Genomic DNA, 17,814 nt, shown 5'->3' on the forward strand with positions numbered 1-17,814 from the left:
ACCCGCTACGACAAGACCGCCGAGTCCTACCAGGCAGCCGTCACCCTCGCATCGCTCCTGATGTGGGCGTGACAATTGAAGACAACTCCTAGGCCAATGCCGTACGGAACACCCGCACGACAAGGCCGGGCCAACTCCCCGTACCGCCCCCGTACCGCCCCCGTGAAGACAAGTCTGCTTTATGGGCGACACTGGGGGACGGCCCATTAGCCGTGGCCGGATGATGCGCCTAGCATCAGCCTGACCGAAACCGAAGCCCCTTGAGGACCTCACGTGCGCTTTCGTCTGACCCCCCGGGAGACGAGCTTCTACGACATGTTCGCCGCTTCCGCGGACAACATCGTCACGGGCTCGAAACTCCTGATGGAACTGCTCGGGGCCGACGCGTCTGCCCGAGCCGAGATCGCGGAGCGTATGCGGGCAGCGGAACACGCCGGTGACGATGCCACACACGCGATCTTCCACCAGCTGAACTCCTCGTTCATCACGCCCTTCGACCGCGAGGACATCTACTCCCTCGCGTCATCCCTCGACGACATCATGGACTTCATGGAGGAGGCCGTCGACCTGGTCGTCCTCTACAACGTCGAGGAACTCCCGAAGGGCGTCGAGCAGCAGATCGAGGTACTGGCGCGGGCCGCCGAGCTGACCGCGGAGGCGATGCCGCATCTGCGCACGATGGAGAACCTCACCGAGTACTGGATCGAGGTCAACCGGCTGGAGAACCAGGCGGACCAGATCCACCGCAAACTGCTCGCCCATCTCTTCAACGGCAAGTACGACGCCATCGAGGTGCTGAAGCTCAAGCAGATCGTGGATGTGCTGGAAGAGGCGGCCGACGCCTTCGAGCATGTGGCGAACACGGTGGAGACCATCGCCGTCAAGGAGTCCTGAACCCGGCCATGGACACCTTTGCCCTGGTCGTGACCATTCTGGTCGCGCTGTTCTTCACCTATACCAACGGCTTCCACGATTCCGCGAACGCCATCGCCACCTCCGTCTCCACCCGGGCGCTCACGCCGAAGGCCGCGCTGCTGATGGCGGCGGTGATGAACCTGGCCGGCGCGTTCCTCGGCAGCGGTATCGCCAAGACCGTCTCCGAGGGGCTGATCGAGACGCCCGAGGGCTCCACGGGCATGGGCATCCTCTTCGCCGCGCTGCTCGGCGCGATCACCTGGAACCTGATCACCTGGTACTACGGCCTGCCCTCCTCCTCGTCCCACGCCCTCTTCGGCGGCCTGGTGGGCGCGGCCCTCGCGGGCGGCACCCAGGTGTACTGGAACGGGGTCGTCGACAAGATCATCATCCCGATGTTCGTCTCACCGCTGGTGGGACTGGTCGCGGGTTATCTGGTGATGACGGCGATCATGTGGATATTCCGGCGCACGAATCCGCACAAGGCGAAGCGGGGTTTCCGAATCGCCCAGACCGTCTCGGCGGCGGCGATGGCCCTCGGCCACGGTCTCCAGGACGCCCAGAAGACGATGGGCATCGTGGTGATGGCCCTGGTGATCGCGGATGTCGAGGATTACGGCGACCCGATCCCGCTCTGGGTGAAAATCGTCTGCGCGGTCATGCTCTCGCTGGGAACGTATGCCGGCGGCTGGCGCATCATGCGGACCCTCGGCCGGAAAATCATCGAACTCGATCCTCCGCAGGGATTCGCCGCGGAGACGACGGGCGCGGCGATCATGTTCACCACGGCGTTTCTTTTCAAGGCGCCGATTTCCACGACGCATGTCATCACCTCGGCGATCATGGGGGTGGGCGCGACAAAGCGGGTGAATGCGGTGCGGTGGGGGGTGGCCAAGAACATCGTCCTGGGCTGGTTCATCACGATGCCGGCCGCCGCGCTGGTCGCTGCCGCGAGCTTCTGGGTTGTGAAGCTGGCGTTCCTGTAAAAGGTGCGGGTGCGTCGTGGCCGGTCGCGCAGTTCCCCGCGCCCCTAAAAGCGGCTGCGGGCCACGCCAGTTGTTTCAGGGGCGCGGGGAACTGCGCGAGCAACCACGACGCACCCGCACATTAGAGCGCACCCCGAGCAAAACGGGCCCGCCCCCCGGAGGGGACGGGCCCTCTTCTGCCTCGCGATGGCACCGCCATGCAACACCGCGAGGGGCCTGGGCTCAGCCGAAGCGGCCGGAGATGTAGTCCTCCGTCGCCTGGACCGACGGGTTGGAGAAGATCCGCTCGGTGTCGTCTATCTCGATCAGCTTCCCGGGCTGGCCGACCGCCGACAGGTTGAAGAACGCCGTCCGGTCGGACACCCGCGCCGCCTGCTGCATGTTGTGCGTCACGATGACGATCGTGAACCGCTCCTTCAGCTCCCCGATCAGGTCCTCGATGGCGAGGGTGGAGATCGGGTCGAGGGCGGAGCAGGGCTCGTCCATGAGCAGGACGTTCGGTTCGACGGCGATGGCCCGCGCGATGCACAGCCGCTGCTGCTGACCGCCGGACAGCCCGGAACCGGGCTTGTTGAGCCGGTCCTTGACCTCGTTCCAGAGGTTCGCGCCCTTGAGGGACTTCTCGACGATGTTGTCGAGCTGGGACTTCTTGTAGGAGCCGTTGAGCTTGAGACCCGCGGCCACGTTGTCGTACACGGACATCGTGGGGAACGGGTTGGGGCGCTGGAAGACCATGCCGACCTCGCGCCGCACGGCCACCGGGTCGACCCCGGCGCCGTACAGGTTCTCGTCGTCGAGCATGACCTTGCCCTCGACCCGGCCGCCCGAGGTGACCTCGTGCATCCGGTTGAGTGTGCGCAGGAACGTGGACTTGCCGCAGCCGGACGGGCCGATGAAGGCCGTCACGGAGCGGGGCTCGACGGTCATCGAGATGTCCTCGATGGCCCGGAAGGAACCGTAGTAGGCGCTGAGGCCGCTGACATCGATGCGCTTGGCCATGGAAATCACTGCTTCTTTCGGAATTCGGTCGCTGTGTGGCCGCGTCAGCGACCGGTCTTCGGGGCCTTCCAGCGGGCGATGCCGCGGGCCAGCAGGTTCAGGATCATCACGAACGCGATCAGGGTCAGCGAGGCCGCCCAGGCTCGGTCGTACGCGGCTTCGGACTGGCTCTGCTGGTACTGCTGGTAGATGAACAGCGGCAGCGAAGCCTGTGCGCCCTCGAAGGGATTGGCGTTGATGAAGGGGTTGCCGAACACCAGCAGCAGCACGGGCGCGGTCTCACCCGCGATACGGGCGACCGACAGCATGATGCCGGTGGTGATACCGCCGATGGCGGTGGGCAGGACCACCTTCATGATGGTGCGCCACTTGGGCACGCCCAGCGCCAGGGAGGCTTCGCGCAGCTCGTTGGGGACGAGCTTGAGCATCTCCTCGGTGGAGCGGACGACCACGGGCATCATCAGGATGGCCAGGGCGAGCGAGCCGGCGAAACCGAACGGCTGCATTTCGAAGATCAGCATGATGCTGAGGATGAAGAGACCGGCGACGATCGACGGGATACCCGTCATGACGTCGACGAAGAAGGTGACGGCCTTGGCGAGGTTGCCGCGTCCGTACTCCACCAGGTAGATCGCGGTGAGCACACCGATCGGGGCGCCTATCAGCGTGGCGAGGCCGACCTGCTCCAGGGAGCCGAGGATGGCCGCGTAGGCACCGCCGCCGACCTCGGTGTCGGCGACCACACCCATGGAGTGGGTGAGGAAGTAGACGTCGAGGACCTTTATGCCGCGGTCCACGGTCTCCCAGATCAGGGAGGCCAGCGGCACCACGGCGAGCAGGAAGGCGACCCAGACCAGCGCGGTCGCGATCCGGTCCTTGGCCTGCCGCTTGCCCTCGACCTTGGCGGCGACACCGAAGGTGAGGACGACGAAGAGGATGGCGGCGATCAGGCCCCACTGGACGCGGCTGTCGAGTCCGGCGGCCAGCCCGATGCCGATGCCCAGCACGGCGGAGGCGGCGGCGAGCGCCCAGGGGGACCACTTCGGCAGCCTGGCGCCCTGGAGCGAGCCGGGCTTCTTGGTCATGACGGCTGCGTGGCTCATGCGTTGGCCCCCGAGTACTCCTTGCGGCGGGCGATGATCGCGCGGGCCGCGCCGTTGACCAGCAGGGTGATGACGAAGAGGACCAGACCGGAGGCGATGAGCGCGTCCCGGCCGAAGGGTCCGGCCTCGTTGAACTTGCTGGCGATGTTCTGGGCGAAGGTGCCGCCGCCCGGGTCGAGCAGGCTGGCGCCGATGGTGAAGCTCGGGGAGAGCACGGTCGCGACGGCCATGGTCTCGCCGAGCGCGCGGCCGAGGCCGAGCATCGACGCGGAGATCACACCGGAGCGGCCGAAGGGCAGCACCGCCATGCGGATGACCTCCCAGCGCGTGGCGCCGAGGGCGAGCGCGGCCTCCTCGTGCATCTGCGGGACCTGCCGGAAGACCTCACGGCTCACATTGGTGATGATCGGCAGGATCATGATGGCCAGCAGGATGCCGACGGTGAGCATGGAGCGCGGGGCTCCGCCGTCCCAGGAGAAGATGCCGGTCCAGCCGAAGAACTGGTCGAGCCAGCCGAACAGTCCGCTCATATAGGGGACGAGGACCAGGGCGCCCCACAGGCCGTACACGATGGACGGCACGGCGGCGAGCAGGTCGATCACATACGCGATGGGGCCGCTGAGCTTGCGCGGGGCGTAGTGGGTGAGGAACAGCGCGATGGCCACGGCGATCGGGACGGCGATGGCCATGGCGATCACCGACGACACCACGGTGCCGAAGGCCAGCACGGCGATACCGAAGACCGGCGGGTCCAGGTTGGCGTTCCACTCGAAGGTGGTGAGGAAGTTGCCCTCGTCCTGGCTGATCGCGACGACCGCGCGCCAGGTGAGGAAGACCGCGATGGCGGCCATGATGACGAGCAGCAGGATGCCCGAGCCGCGGGTCAGACCGAGGAAGATCCGGTCTCCGGGTCGGGTGGCGCCGCGGGCGGCGCGCTTCTGCTCGGTGAGGGTGGGCTGCGGGATGGGGGGAGGTGCGTCAGTGTTCTTCGTCGTTATGTCCATCGGGTTCTCCGGTCTGCGGAACCGTCCTTGCGGGCGGTCCGGTGGAGCCGTGCCGAGGGCGCGGCTCCGGGCGGCGGTGCACCGGACGGTGCGATCCGGTCCCGACAGCGGGGGACCGGATCGCACACGGGGTCAGCTGAGCTCGGAAACCGTGGTCCGAACCTTGGAGATGATGTCGGCCGGCATCGGCGCGTAGTCGTTGTCGGCGAGGACCTGCTGGCCCTCCTCGCTGGCGATGTAGGTGAGGAACGCCTTGGTGGCGGGCAGGGTGTCGGCCTTGTTGCCCGTGTCGCAGACGATCTCGTAGGTGACCAGGGTGATCGGGTAGGCGCCGTCGGCCTGGGTGGTGTAGTTCAGCTCCAGGGCCAGGTCCTTGCCGGTGCCGACGACCTTGGCGTCGGCGATGGCCTTGGTGGCACCGTCGACGGAGGCCGGGACCGGGGCGGAGGCGCCGGTGTCGATGGCGACGACCGACAGCTCCTTGGCGTACGACAGCTCCATGTAGCCGATGGCGCCGGAGTTCTGCTGGACCTGCTGGGCCATGCCGGCCGAGCCGGAGGCGGCCTGGCCGCCCTTGGCCTGCCAGGCCTTGCCACCCTCGTAGTTCCAGTTGTCCGGGGTGGTCTCGATCAGGTACTTGGTGAAGTTGTCCGTGGTACCGGAGTCCTCGGAGCGGTGGAACGCCTGGATCTTGAGGTCGGGCAGCTCGGCCTCGGGGTTGAGCTTGGCGATGGCCTCGTCGTTCCAGTTGGTGATCTTGCTGTCGAAGATCTGCGCCAGGGTCGGGGCGTCCAGCACCAGGTTGTCGACGCCGGGGACGTTGTAGCCGACCGCGATCGGGCCGCCGACCATCGGCAGGTCGATGCCCTGGCCGCCGGAGCAGACCTCCTTGGACGCCTCGATCTCCTCGGGCTCCAGCGCGGAGTCCGAACCGGCGAAGGCCACGGTGCCCTGGGTGAACGCGGTCACACCGGCACCGGAGCCACCGCCCTTGTAGTTGATCTGCACACCACTGCACGCCTGGGTGAAGTTCTTCACCCAGGCGTCGATGGCGTTCTTCTGCGCGGAGGAGCCGTCGGCCAGGATCTGGCCCGAGGCGTCGTCGCACTGGATGCTGCCGGCCGCAGCGGTGGACGAGGAGCTGCTGTCACCGCTTCCGGAGGTGCCGGTGTCATCCGTGCCGCACGCCGTGAGGGCCAGGGCGCCGGAGACGGCGAGAGCACCGAGGGAGAGGGCCCGCCGGTTCATGCGCTGAAGCTTCACTTTCGGGAGTTCCTTCCAGGAGCCGCCATCCAGTCCGGCGGCGTGCGAAGTCTGGGTGACACGGACACGCATTCGAGCGCATGTCGCATCGGTAAGGCCGAAATTAGGCAGAACAGGTGAAGGCGCCTATGGCCGTAAGTGAACGGCGAGTGAACCCGTATAGACGTTGTGGTTAGGTCACGGAATGCTTACGGGGAGGGCACGCGACGGTTCCGGTGTCGTGTGGGCTACCACACAGAAGGGACGGTACGGCAGCGAAACGGCACCTTCGGGCAACGGCACGGCGAGCTCCGCCGCACCTTCGAGCAAACTCCGCGTGCCGCCCGCGACCCCGTCCGCCGGACCACCGACTCGCCCCACGACGGACCCGAACGGGCCCGACCCCCACCGGAGACGGCGCGTTTCCGATCCATCCCCTGCCGAGAACCGACGCCCCCCACAGCGAGACCCCCAGGACCCGAGACCCCAAGAACCGGCATACGTCCCTCAACACCCCGACACTCACGACGCCCACCGCCCCCTAGCCCCAGGCTCCTGCCCCGTCCTGCCCCACGCCTACAACCTCACCCAGACCACCCTGATCACCGGGGCGCGGGGAGCAGCGCATTCCTTAAGGGGCGCGGGGAACGGCGCATTCCTTCAGGGGCGCCGGGAACGGCGCATCCTTCCAGGGGCGCGGGGAACTGCGCAATCTTCTAGGGGCGCGGGGAACTGCGCATTCCTTCAGGCGCGCGGGCAACGGCGCAATCTTCCAGGGGCGCGGGGAACGGCGCATCCTTTCAGGGGCGCGGGGAACTGCGCGACCAGCCACAACCCACCCGCACCCACACCCCGCACCCCGGCGGAGCCGCACGGCGGAGCCGCACGGCGGAGCCGCACGGCGGAGCCCACGGCAAAGCCTCACGCCGCCAGATCCTTCTCCCTCGCCTCAGCCCCCGCTTCCCCACCCCGCGCCCCCGGAACAACCGCCCCCACAACCCCCCGCCGCCACACCAAGAACCCCACCCGCGGCGACCCCGCCACCGCCCGCACCACCGGCGTCAGCAACGCCGTAGCGACCGGCGACAACAACAGCGCCACCGCCGTCCCGAGCGCCAGCCCGCCCACCACGTCGGTCGGGTAATGCACCCCCATGTACACCCGGCAGAACCCCTCCACCAGCGCGACCCCGAGCGCCACGAGCCCGAATCTCCGATGGGCGACGAAGATCCCCACCGCCAGCGCCATCGCGATGGTCGCGTGATCGCTGACGAACGAGAAGTCGGTCTTGCCGGTGACCAGCACCTCGAGCCCCTGATGGTCGTAGAAGGGCCGGCGCCGCTCCACGAACCCCCGTATCGGCACATTGATCAGCACCGCGACCCCTGCGGCCAGCGGCGCCCACAGCAGCGCGGCGACCCCGGCCACCGCCTGCTCCGCGTCGGACGACCGCCGCCGGACGGACCACCAGCACCCGAGCCCGAGCAGAGCCAGCGCGATCAGCAGCCCGTACTCGCCGACGAACGCCACCGCCTGGTCGAGCCAGCGCGGTGCGTCCTTGGCCAGGCCATTGATGTCGTAGAGCAGCTCGACGTCGGGGTTCGACCCGGATAGCGCGAGTCCAGCCATGTGCAGCGGCCCCTTCGTCGTCCTCGTGATTCATTCCGTCCCCGTCGGAGTCAGGAACGCACGACCCTCCTCAGTACGTTCCGCACTCCACCGAATGATCACTCAGACGTTATCGAAGAGAAATACATCGTCGCAGCTCAGGGGACAGGTTCACGCTCAGTGGAGGCGACCCGGAGACGACCCGGAGGGGAGCTGGAGCGGGCCCGGAGCGGACCCTTCCGGGCGCTCAGACATGCGTCGGCAGCGCCGCCGCGCCTTCCTCGGTGACCCGGGTCGCCCCGAAGTAGTCCGGGGTGTCGATCGGGTCGAAGCGGATCACCGCGCCCGTGCGCGGGGCGTCGATCATGTACCCGCCGCCCACATAGATCCCGACATGGCGGATCGCCCGGGAGTTGGTGAGGTCGTCGGAGAAGAACACCAGGTCACCGGGGAGCAGTTCATCGCGGGACGGATGCGGCCCCGCGTTGTACTGGTCGTTGGCCACCCGGGGCAGGGTGATCCCCACACTCTCGTACGCCGCCTGCGTCAGACCCGAGCAGTCGAACCGGCCGCCCTGGGCCGCCGTACCCGTGCCGCCCCACAGATAGGGGGTGCCGAGCTTCCCCTGGGCGTAGTGGATGGCCCCGGCGGCCTGCTCCGAGGGGTCGACCCGGGTGGTCGGCGCCGCGAAGCTCTCCTCCAGGGTGGTGATGATCCGGACGTAGTTCTGGGTCTCCTCGTAGGGCGGGACGCCCCCGTAACGGATGACCGCGTACGCGCCCGCGTTGTAGGCGGCGAGCATGTTGTGGGTCGGGTTGCCGGGCACGTCATCCACATAGCCGGCCAGCGTGCAGTCATAGGTGGCGGCCGAGGGGATCGCGTCCCTGGGGTCCCAGACGTCCCGGTCGCCGTCACCGTCGCCGTCGATGCCGTGGGCGGCCCAGGTGCCGGGGATGAACTGCGCTATCCCCTGCGCCTGCGCGCTGCTCTGGGCGGTCGGGTTGAAGCCGCTCTCCTGGTAGAGCTGCGCGGCGAGCAGGGCCGGGTTGATCGCGGGACAGAGCGTGCCCCACTTCTGCACCAGGGCCTGATAGGCGGCCGGCACCGAACCCTTGGCCAGCGCTTTGCCGCCGCCGGCGACACCGCCCGCCGCGTTCCCGGCCACCAGATAGACGCCGACGACGAGCACCATCATGAAGCTCAGCCCGAGCGCCAGCGCGATCCCGCCGCCGATCCACCATTTCCGCACGCCTCAACCCTGCCCCATCCCGGCCCCGTTCAAGGCGACTTCGCCCGAGTGGCCGTCGATCCGCCCATTATCGCGGCCCCTTAGCGCCCGCCACAGGGGCCGCGGCGCCGATGCGCCGGTGCGCCCGGCTCGCCCCGGCGCACCGGCCCGCGCACCCACCGCGCATCCGCCACCCGCCGACGGTTCGCCTTCGAGAACACCGGACCACGCCACCGGCGTACGCCACACGGCCCGTACCGCCCGCCCTCCGGCGGCCCGGCACCGCCCCGACCCACACAATCCAGCCGTTTTTCAAGACGGCGCACCGCCCCGCCCGCCCCGGCCGGAACCCCGCCCCTCCCTGACCCCGCGTCATCACACCGCCCCCGCCCGGCGATAGCCTTCACCCGCCAGAACATGCGCACGGGCCCTCACCCGGCGGGCCGTCACGAACGGCCCCGGACCGTAAAGGGGCACAACGACGGCACCACACGCCAGGTTCCGCACCCACTTCGTTGCCCGGCGTGACCTGCCGTGATACACAGAGTGACGATAAGTGGTATTCGTACGAAACCCGCCACCCGATGACGCCAAGTCGACATACGAGGGCATCATCGTCGGCGAGAATGATGCCTGACCTCTGCACACCGCAGGGGCTCGCGGAACTACCCACCAGGGGCGGTGACTTACATGCTCTTTGCGGCCGAAAACGGAGACATCAACACCATCATCGGCGGGATCGCTCCGGACTGGGGCCCCTTCGGCAGCCTGGGCAACGAGGCCAGGGTGATGATCGAGGTGGTGATGGCGGTCGCCATCCTCATCTGTCTGGGCATCGCCATCTGGGGCGCGGCCAAACAGCGCATCGGCGCCACCGCCCTGCGCGACACCTTCAGCGCCGAACAGGGCAAGGGCCTGATCATCGCCGGTCTCACCGGCGTCTTCATCATCGGCTCCCTGGGCACCCTGTTCACCATCGTGTACGGCATGGCCGTGTAGCCCCGCCCCCCGCGCGGACCCGCGCCGACCGCCCACTCGGCGCGCGCCCCGCCCGGCGCACCACCGGCCCCCGTCCCGTCCGGGCACGCCCGGTCCCCCTCCACCCCACCCATCCGTCGTGCCCACCGGCTGAGGTTGCGTCTCCCTGATGTCGAGTCACCACACCGCGCCCGCGCGGCGACCCGCCCGGCTACCGTCATATCCGGAGCCGTGTCCTGGGCACGCCTTCCACCGGCACGACCGCGACCACTGCGAGGGGGCACCGGCGGCATGAGCCTCGGGGACGACCACGGCTACGGCGACTCCGCGCGCGGGGACGCCTCCGACGCGTACGGCGGCAGCGGCAGCACCCGCACCCGGCTGCCCGAGTCCGGCGCCTACGGCAGCGGCCGGCGCGGCGGACGCACGTCCTCCAGAAGCCTGGTCACGGTCGTCGGCGTGGTCGTCCTGCTGATCGCCGCCATCGCCTTCGCGAACCGTGGAGGAGACGATTCCGCAGACGACTCCTCCCCCGGCACCGCCGCGGCCCCACCCGGCACCGCCCCCACGGCCCCCTCCGGCACGGACCCCGTCGACACCACCACCAACGGCATCCCCACCGGCTACGCCAGAACCGAACAGGGCGCCCAGAGCGCGGCGGCGAACTTCGCGGTGGCACTGGGGTCGACCGGCATGTACGCGACCAACACCCGGCGCTCCATCGTGAACACCGTCTATGCACCCGACGTCGCCGAGAGCCGCGGCGCCGACATCGACTCCGCCTACTCCGGCGAACAGTTCCTGCGCAACATCGGGCTCGACCGGGACGGCACGGCCCCCGACGGCCAGTCCTTCGTCTCCCGGGTCATCCCGGTGGGCACCAAGGTGACCGGGTTCAGCCCGGCCACCGCCACCGTCGAGGTCTGGTACTCGTCCCTGTTCGGCCTCTCGGGCGAAGCCTCCGTCAACCCCGTGACCGAGAGCTGGTTCACGGCCACGTACCAGCTCACCTGGGCCGACGACTGGAAGATCACCGACTTCCAGCAGAAGGACGGCCCCGTTCCGGTGGCACGCGATCAGCGGGCGTCCACCGCCGAGGACATGACGAAGGCCGTCGAGGAATACGGAGGGTTCACCTATGCGCGCTAAGCGCCTGCCCCTCAAGGTGACGGCCGCGGTCGCCGCCCTTCAAGCCACCGCGGTGCTGCTGGCCACCCGCGCGACCGCCGCACCCCCCACCCCGCCCAGCCCCAGCCCGAGTCCGAGCCCCAGCAGCAGCCCCTCAGCCAACGAGGACTGCGACCTCATCCGCGGCCCCGCCGCCGACTACTGCCAGCGCGACGACGAGGGCACCGGGGCCACCTCCGTCGACCCCTCCTCCACCGGCGACCCCCTCGCCTCCCTCGCCCAAGGCTGCGCCGACGCCGCCTCCTGGACCGTCCAGAAGCTCAGCGAAGCCGTCCAGGAAACCGCGAACGTCGACTTCACCAACGACCGCTTCCTCCAGCAGTACGCCGTCGTCTTCGCCGCCTCCACCATCCTCACCCTGCTGCTCTGGCTCCTCGCCGTCGCCAAGCGCGCGGTGCGCGGCGTCCCGTTCACCACCGCCGTCAGCGAGGCCATCGGGTTCCTCTGGCTGACCGTCCTCGCCTCCGCCTTCACCCCCCTGATCCTCTACACCATCGTCTCCGCGACCGACGGCATCAGCGAGGTCCTCGCCCAGGCCACCGGCGACCAGACCGATGTCTTCTTCGGCAACTTCGCCGAAGCCCTGGAGCAGGGCACCGACATCGGCGGCGGACCGATCATGCTGATCGTGGTCTCCCTGGTGTCGATCGTCGCCGCCGGAGTCCTCTGGCTGGAGCTGGTCATCCGCGCCGCCCTGCTCTACGTAGGCGCCCTGCTCGGCACGGTCGTCTACGCCGGACTGGTCGACAAGAACCTCTGGAGCCACGTCCGCCGCTGGGCCGGCATCATGATCGCCGTCATCCTGGTCAAACCGGTCATCGTGATCGTCCTCGGGCTGGCCGGCGCGCTCTCCGCCGACGACGGCCCCGACGCCTTCTCCGCCGTCGTCTCCGGCCTCTCCATCATCCTGCTCGCGATCTTCGCGTCCGCGATGATCTACCGGTTCGTCCCCGGCTTCGGCGACGAGATCGCCGGCTCCCGCAACAACCGGCTGATGCAGGGCGCCGAGGGCAAGGCCGCCGCCGTCATCAGCTCCCCCGCCACCCTGGTCGCCCAGGGCATCAAGACCCACAGCACCCGCGCCGACCAGGGCGGCGGCGGCCAGAGCGGCGGCAACGCCCCCCGCCCCGCCAACCAGACCGCCGGCGGCGTCGCCGCCCACAGCACCCGCAACACCGGCCCCACCGGCGGAGCCACCCCCGCCCCGCGCTCCGGCTCCCCGGTGAACTCCCCGCACGCCAGCAACAACCGCAACAGCAGCAACAACCGCACGGGAGGTGAAGGGCGTTGACGACCGAGTCCCATCTGTCCCATCCGGTCACGCCCCGCCGTACGTATCTCATCGGCCGGGCCCGGCCGAACGCGATCGTCGGCCGCAATCGCGAGACCGGTGAGATCACGCTGATCATCGCCGGCGCGTTCCTCGGCATGATGTGCGGGCTCCTGGTCCCCGTGCTCTCCCTGCGGATCGTGCTGCTCGCCGGCTTCCCGATGCTCGCCCTCGCCGCGGTCTACATGCCCTACAAGCGCCGCACCCTCTACAAGTGGTTCGAGATCAACCGCAGCTTCAAGCGGACCCTGCGCTCGGGCACCACCTACCGCTCCGGCGTAGTCGAGGCCGGCACCCGCATCGACGGCCGCGAGGTCGAGGTCGGCCCGCCCCCCGGCATCGGCCGCATCACCTGGCTCGCCGCCCCCTTCGGCCCCGACGAGATCGCCGTCCTGCTGCACGCCGACCGCAAGACCGTCACCGCCGCCATCGAGATCGAGGGCCCCGGCGTCGGCCTGCGCGACAGCGAGGACCAGGAAGCCCTCGTCGACCGCTTCGGCACCCTCCTCAAGCATGTCGCCAACGGCGACGGCTTCGTCACCCGCCTCCAGATGCTCGCCCGCACCCTGCCAGCCGACCCCGACGCCCACGCCAAGGACGTCAGCGTCCGCGGCGACGACAAGGCCCCCGGCTGGCTCCAGGACTCCTACGACCAGCTCCAGTCCATGGTCTCCACCAGCAGCGAGCAGCACCGCGCCTACCTCGTGGCCTGTATGCACTACACCCGCGAACTCGCCGCCGAGGCCCAGGCCATGGCCCGCGCCGCCCGCCCGCACGGCGGCAAGGCCGACCGCGACGCCGGACTCGCCGTCGTCATGGCCCGCGAGCTGACCGACATCTGCTCCCGCCTCCAGGAGGCCGACATCCGCGTCCGCCAGCCCCTCGGCCAGGGCCGGCTCGCCTCCCTCGTGCACTCCATGTACGACCCCGACCACCCCATCGACCACATCCAGGCCATGACGAAGCGCAACGCCTGGCCCGCCGAACTCGACGCCATGGAGCCCACCTTCCTCCAGGCCAAGACCCGCGAGTCCAGCACCCGCGCCCCCTGGTGCCACGCCACCGCCTGGGTGAAGGAGTGGCCGATGACCCCCGTCGGCGTCAACTTCCTCGCCCCGCTCCTCGTCCACACCCCGGACGTGATCCGCACCGTCGCCGTCACCATGGACCTCGAACCCACCGAGGTCGCCATCGAGCGGATGCTCACCGAGAAGACCAACGACGTCGCCGAACAGTCCCGCGCCGCCAAGATGAACCGCACCGTGGACCCCCGCGACATCGCCGCCCACGACCGGCTCGACCAGCGCGGCGAAGACCTCGCCAGCGGCGCCGCCGGCGTCAACCTGGTCGGCTACATCACGGTCTCCTCCCGCTCCCCCGAAGCCCTCGGCCGCGACAAGCGGACCATAAGGGCCTCGGCCGGCAAGTCGTATCTGAAGCTGGAGTGGTGCGACCGCGAGCACCACCGGGCCTTTGTGAACACCCTCCCGTTCGCCACCGGCATCCGAAGGTAGGCCCCTGATGCGGGACCCGCTGTCCGTCCTCACCGACGCCTTCACGTCCTTCCTCTTCGGAAAGGTCGAGACCACCCGGCTCCCGGTGCGCACGTCCACGGGCCAGGCCCAGGCGGTCTATCTGCCGACCGCCGCGCCCGGCCTCGGCGACTCCGGCGTGATCATCGGCCGCGAGGTGTACTCCGGCAAGGGCTACATCTACGACCCCTTCCAGCTCTACGGCCAGCAGCTGCCCGCCCCCCACTGGCTGGTCCTCGGCGAGTCCGGCAACGGCAAGTCGGCGCTGGAGAAGACCTACGTCATGCGCCAGCTCCGCTTCCGCGACCGCCAGGTCGTCGTCCTGGACGCCCAGGGCGAGGACGGCGTCGGCGAATGGAACCTCATCGCCCAGGAACTGGGCATAACACCCATCCGCCTGGACCCCACCGCCGCCCTCAACATGGGCATCCGCCTCAACCCCCTCGACCCCTCCATCACCACCACCGGTCAGCTCGCCCTGCTGCGCACCATCATCGAGGTCGCCATGGGCCACGGCCTGGACGAACGCTCCGGCTTCGCCCTCAAGGTCGCCCACGCCTATGTCAACGAGACGATCGTCGAACGCCAGCCGGTCCTCTCCGACATCGTCGAGCAGCTGCGCCACCCCGAGCCCGAGTCCGCCGAGGCCATGAACGTCGACATAGACGACGTCCGCGCCTGGGGCCTGGATGTGGCCCTGGTCATCGACCGGCTGGTCGACGGCGATCTGCGCGGCATGTTCGACGGCCCCACCACCGTCGGCATCGACCTCGACGCGCCCCTGATCGTCTTCGACCTCTCCCACATCGACCGCAACTCCATCGCCATGCCCATCCTCATGGCGATCGTCGGCGTCTGGCTGGAGCACACCTGGATCCGCCCGGACCGCAAGAAGCGGATCTTCCTGGTCGAGGAAGCCTGGCACATCATCAACAGCCCCTTCGTCGCCCAGCTCTTCCAGCGGCTGCTGAAGTTCGGCCGCCGCCTCGGCCTCTCCTTCGTCGCCGTCGTCCACCATCTCTCCGACGTCATCGACGGAGCGGCGGCGAAGGAAGCCGCCGCCATCCTCAAAATGGCGTCCACCCGCACCATCTACGCCCAGAAGGCCGACGAGGCCCGCGCCACCGGCAAGGTCATCGGCCTGCCCCGCTGGGCGGTGGAGATCATCCCCACCCTCACCCCGGGCATCGCCGTCTGGGACGTCAACGGCAATGTCCAGGTCGTCAAGCATCTGATCACCGAGAGCGAACGCCCCCTGGTCTTCACCGACCGCGCGATGACCCAGTCCTCCCTCGACCACGACCACGAACTCGCCGACGACGCCCTGCGCGCCGCCGAACTGGAGGCCGAGGAACGAGCGGCGGCCTTCGTGGAACAGCACCTCGGCGACTCCGAGTCGACCGTGGCGTAGGGGCGAAGCGACACAGCAAGGAGGGACGGCGACGTGCGAGGCGACGATCACCGTCAGGGCGGCCAGGGCAACGGGGGCGGCAACCAGGGCGGCGTCCCGGACGGCCTGCTGGTCGGCCTGCTCGCGTTCCTGCTCGGCATGACCCTGATGGTGTGGTCCGCGACCATGCTGGCGGGCTGGTTCGCCCACGGCATCTGGCCCGAGGGCGTCACCTTCGTCCGCGCACCCCTGGCCATACGCGCACTGGTCACCGAGCCCCGCGACCTCCCCGCCGCCTGGCCCGACACCCCCGCCGCCCAGCTCTCCGGCTACGGCCTGTTCTGGGGCCTGTTCATCGGCCAGCTGATGGTCCTGATCGTCCTCACCGTCTTCGTCCTGGGCACCACCGCCCGCTACAGGGCAGGCCGCGACCGCAGACGCACCGAACGCCTCAACCAACCCCCGGAGCCCAAGCAAGCACCCCCACCCCCACCCCACCCGTACCCGTACGAGGTCCCCACCCCCCGCACCGAACCAGCCCCGGAACCGGCCCTGGAACCCCTACCGGAACCCACTCCCCCCACCCCCACCTCCCCCTGGGACAACCCCACCCTCCTCTTCGAACCCCCCGAGCGCCGCCACGCCACCGCCGCCCAGGCGATCCGCGACGCCGAGGGCCCGGCCGTGATCGTCACCTCCGACCCGGCCCTGTGGCAGGACACCAAGGACGCCCGCGCCAAACTCGGCCCGGTCCTCCTCTACGACCCCACCCACCGCTGTGACTCCCCGGCCCGGCTGCACTGGTCCCCCACCACCGGCTGCGACGACAAGGCCACCGCCGCCGGCCGCGCCACCGCCCTGCTCGCCCCGGTCCGCCCCACCGCCAAGCTCGACCAGGCCGTCGCCGACACCGCCGAGACCCTGCTGCGCAGCTGTCTGCACGCCGCCGCCCTCGACGGCCGCACCGTCCGCCATGTCCACCGCTGGGCCCAGGGCAACCAGATCCAGGACGCGGTACGAACCCTGCGCACCCACCCCAAGGCAGCACCCGGTGCCGCGGGCGAACTCGAAGCCGCCCTCACCTCGCACCCCGAACGCCGGGACATCGCCCAGGAATTGGCGGGCCGGGCACTGTCGGCACTGTTCACGGTGAATGTCCGGGAGGCGTGCACCCCAAATCGAGCCGATGCCCTCGCACTGGATTCTTTCGTGGCCGAAGGGGGCACGCTCTATGTGGTCGGCGAATCCATCGAGGACCCCAGGGCCAATCCCGGCGCGATGCCCCTGCTGACGGCCCTCGTCTCCAGCGTGGTCGAGCACGGCCGGCACATGGCCGAACGGTCATCGTCCGGTCGGCTCGACCCACCACTCTCACTGATCCTGGACGACATCGCCGCCGTCGCCCCGATCCCGGCCCTGCCCGCCCTGCTCACCCACGGCACGGATCGCGGCCTGCCCACCCTGGCCCTGCTCCGCTCCCGCGAACAGGCCCGCTCCCGCTGGCCGGGCGAGGAACTCCCGGTCCCCTAAAGGCACCAGGCGACCACGCCGCTCAGGGCCGCTCCAGCACATACTCCCACTCGGAATCCCCCGAGTCCCCCGCCAACGGCACCGTCACCCCGCTCGGCTCGAACCCCAGCCTCCGATACAGCGCCCGCGCCCGCCCGTTGTCCTCATGGACGATCAGCCGCACCCGCTCCACCCCCTGCCGCCAGGCCCAGCCCAGCGCCTCGTCGAAGAGCAGTTCGGTCAGCCCGCACCCCCGGTGCTCGGGCCGCATGAACACCCCGACCACATGCCCCTGACGCCGGTCCACCGGGAACCCGGCCCAGTCCGTGGTCCCGGCCTCCTCGATCAGCACGGTCACCGTCCCGACCCACTCCCCGTCCGGCCCCTGCGCGATGATCTGCCGCCCCCCGTCGGCATCCTCGGCGGAGCCCTCGGCCCGCCGACGCCAGAAGGAGTCGGGCCGGGCGAGGGCCTGCTCATAGGTCTCCAGGAACGCCAGATGCGCGACCGGATCCAGAAGCGCGGCCAGCCGCAGCTCCCTCATCGCGGGCCACTCGTCGGCCCGGATGGCCCGGACCAGATACCGCCCCTCGGCGCCGCCGGCCCGCTGCTCGATGTCGGTGCTCATAGGGGCCACCGTAATGCCCCCGGCCGCGGCCTCCCAGTCCTGACCCAGAACGCAAGAAAGCCCCGCATCCGAAGATGCAGGGCTTCCCCTCAAAATTTGTTCGGCGGCGTCCTACTCTCCCACCGGGTCCCCCCAGCAGTACCATCGGCGCTGTAAGGCTTAGCTTCCGGGTTC

At 69.5% G+C, this 17,814-nt stretch carries 15 protein-coding genes; 8 read left to right on the forward strand and 7 right to left on the reverse strand.

Annotated features, from left to right (window positions below; genetic code table 11):
• Positions 1–273 precede the first annotated feature (273 nt).
• Both ABZX40_RS40985 and ABZX40_RS40990 read left to right on the forward strand, forming a co-directional pair.
• Complete coding sequence (locus ABZX40_RS40985; RefSeq protein ID WP_020269925.1) at positions 274–894, forward strand: DUF47 family protein; 621 nt, start codon at positions 274–276, stop codon at positions 892–894.
• 8 nt (positions 895–902) lie between these two features.
• Positions 903–1,901, forward strand: coding sequence for an inorganic phosphate transporter (locus ABZX40_RS40990; protein ID WP_355751103.1), 999 nt, complete (start codon positions 903–905; stop codon positions 1,899–1,901).
• A 222-nt stretch (positions 1,902–2,123) separates the two neighbouring features.
• Here the strand turns inward: ABZX40_RS40990 and pstB are convergent, their stop codons facing one another.
• The 6 genes from pstB to ABZX40_RS41020 all read right to left on the reverse strand — a co-directional run bounded on the left by pstB (position 2,124) and on the right by ABZX40_RS41020 (position 9,106).
• Complete coding sequence (gene pstB, locus ABZX40_RS40995; protein ID WP_355751100.1) at positions 2,124–2,900, reverse strand: phosphate ABC transporter ATP-binding protein PstB; 777 nt, start codon at positions 2,898–2,900, stop codon at positions 2,124–2,126.
• A gap of 44 nt (positions 2,901–2,944) precedes the next feature.
• A complete protein-coding gene (gene pstA, locus ABZX40_RS41000; protein WP_355751097.1) occupies positions 2,945–4,003 on the reverse strand; it encodes a phosphate ABC transporter permease PstA in 1,059 nt (352 codons plus the stop codon).
• Complete coding sequence (gene pstC / locus ABZX40_RS41005) at positions 4,000–5,007, reverse strand: phosphate ABC transporter permease subunit PstC (RefSeq protein ID WP_355751094.1); 1,008 nt, start codon at positions 5,005–5,007, stop codon at positions 4,000–4,002. The genes pstA and pstC overlap by 4 nt, the downstream gene beginning before the upstream one ends.
• A 132-nt stretch (positions 5,008–5,139) precedes the next feature.
• Complete coding sequence (gene pstS / locus ABZX40_RS41010; protein WP_355751091.1) at positions 5,140–6,270, reverse strand: phosphate ABC transporter substrate-binding protein PstS; 1,131 nt, start codon at positions 6,268–6,270, stop codon at positions 5,140–5,142.
• A gap of 900 nt (positions 6,271–7,170) precedes the next feature.
• Positions 7,171–7,878: a phosphatase PAP2 family protein gene (locus tag ABZX40_RS41015; RefSeq protein WP_355751088.1), complete on the reverse strand. Its 708-nt coding sequence runs from the start codon at positions 7,876–7,878 to the stop codon at positions 7,171–7,173.
• A gap of 226 nt (positions 7,879–8,104) precedes the next feature.
• Positions 8,105–9,106, reverse strand: coding sequence for a bifunctional lytic transglycosylase/C40 family peptidase (locus ABZX40_RS41020; protein WP_355751085.1), 1,002 nt, complete (start codon positions 9,104–9,106; stop codon positions 8,105–8,107).
• A 669-nt stretch (positions 9,107–9,775) separates the two neighbouring features.
• Here ABZX40_RS41020 and ABZX40_RS41025 point away from each other — a divergent pair.
• The 6 genes from ABZX40_RS41025 to ABZX40_RS41050 all read left to right on the forward strand — a co-directional run bounded on the left by ABZX40_RS41025 (position 9,776) and on the right by ABZX40_RS41050 (position 17,033).
• Complete coding sequence (locus ABZX40_RS41025; RefSeq protein WP_355751082.1) at positions 9,776–10,084, forward strand: hypothetical protein; 309 nt, start codon at positions 9,776–9,778, stop codon at positions 10,082–10,084.
• Positions 10,085–10,354: 270 nt separating this feature from the next.
• Positions 10,355–11,212 (forward strand): hypothetical protein, encoded by an 858-nt coding sequence (locus ABZX40_RS41030; protein WP_355751079.1) that lies wholly within the window; start codon positions 10,355–10,357, stop codon positions 11,210–11,212.
• Positions 11,202–12,542 carry a hypothetical protein gene (locus tag ABZX40_RS41035; protein ID WP_355751076.1) on the forward strand — a complete coding sequence of 447 codons (1,341 nt, stop codon included), beginning with the start codon at positions 11,202–11,204 and terminating at the stop codon, positions 12,540–12,542. Before ABZX40_RS41030 ends, ABZX40_RS41035 begins: the two co-directional genes overlap by 11 nt.
• A complete protein-coding gene (locus tag ABZX40_RS41040; RefSeq protein WP_355751073.1) occupies positions 12,539–14,095 on the forward strand; it encodes an SCO6880 family protein in 1,557 nt (518 codons plus the stop codon). Before ABZX40_RS41035 ends, ABZX40_RS41040 begins: the two co-directional genes overlap by 4 nt.
• A gap of 7 nt (positions 14,096–14,102) precedes the next feature.
• Entirely contained in the window at positions 14,103–15,524 is a 1,422-nt protein-coding gene (locus ABZX40_RS41045) for an ATP-binding protein (RefSeq protein WP_355751070.1), read from the forward strand.
• A 33-nt stretch (positions 15,525–15,557) separates the two neighbouring features.
• The gene (locus ABZX40_RS41050; RefSeq protein ID WP_355751067.1) at positions 15,558–17,033 is read left to right on the forward strand and encodes a type IV secretory system conjugative DNA transfer family protein; all 1,476 of its coding nucleotides are present in this window, start codon (positions 15,558–15,560) and stop codon (positions 17,031–17,033) included.
• Between the two features lie 22 nt (positions 17,034–17,055).
• Here ABZX40_RS41050 and ABZX40_RS41055 read toward each other — a convergent pair whose 3' ends face one another.
• Positions 17,056–17,640 carry a GNAT family N-acetyltransferase gene (locus ABZX40_RS41055; RefSeq protein ID WP_355751064.1) on the reverse strand — a complete coding sequence of 195 codons (585 nt, stop codon included), beginning with the start codon at positions 17,638–17,640 and terminating at the stop codon, positions 17,056–17,058.
• Positions 17,641–17,814: the final 174 nt, after the last annotated feature.

Source organism: Streptomyces sp. NPDC004610, assembly GCF_040609715.1.
Lineage (GTDB): Bacteria > Actinomycetota > Actinomycetes > Streptomycetales > Streptomycetaceae > Streptomyces.

What these genes read in the sequence shown, in the direction of transcription:
- ABZX40_RS40990 (WP_355751103.1), top strand. Translation starts at nt 903, where the DNA reads ATGGACACCTTTGCCCTGGTCGTGACCATTCTGGTCGCGCTGTTCTTC.
- pstB (WP_355751100.1), bottom strand. Translation starts at nt 2,900, where the DNA reads ATGGCCAAGCGCATCGATGTCAGCGGCCTCAGCGCCTACTACGGTTCC.
- pstA (WP_355751097.1), bottom strand. Translation starts at nt 4,003, where the DNA reads ATGAGCCACGCAGCCGTCATGACCAAGAAGCCCGGCTCGCTCCAGGGC.
- pstC (WP_355751094.1), bottom strand. Translation starts at nt 5,007, where the DNA reads ATGGACATAACGACGAAGAACACTGACGCACCTCCCCCCATCCCGCAG.
- ABZX40_RS41015 (WP_355751088.1), bottom strand. Translation starts at nt 7,878, where the DNA reads ATGGCTGGACTCGCGCTATCCGGGTCGAACCCCGACGTCGAGCTGCTC.
- ABZX40_RS41025 (WP_355751082.1), top strand. Translation starts at nt 9,776, where the DNA reads ATGCTCTTTGCGGCCGAAAACGGAGACATCAACACCATCATCGGCGGG.
- ABZX40_RS41030 (WP_355751079.1), top strand. Translation starts at nt 10,355, where the DNA reads ATGAGCCTCGGGGACGACCACGGCTACGGCGACTCCGCGCGCGGGGAC.
- ABZX40_RS41035 (WP_355751076.1), top strand. Translation starts at nt 11,202, where the DNA reads ATGCGCGCTAAGCGCCTGCCCCTCAAGGTGACGGCCGCGGTCGCCGCC.
- ABZX40_RS41045 (WP_355751070.1), top strand. Translation starts at nt 14,103, where the DNA reads ATGCGGGACCCGCTGTCCGTCCTCACCGACGCCTTCACGTCCTTCCTC.
- ABZX40_RS41055 (WP_355751064.1), bottom strand. Translation starts at nt 17,640, where the DNA reads ATGAGCACCGACATCGAGCAGCGGGCCGGCGGCGCCGAGGGGCGGTAT.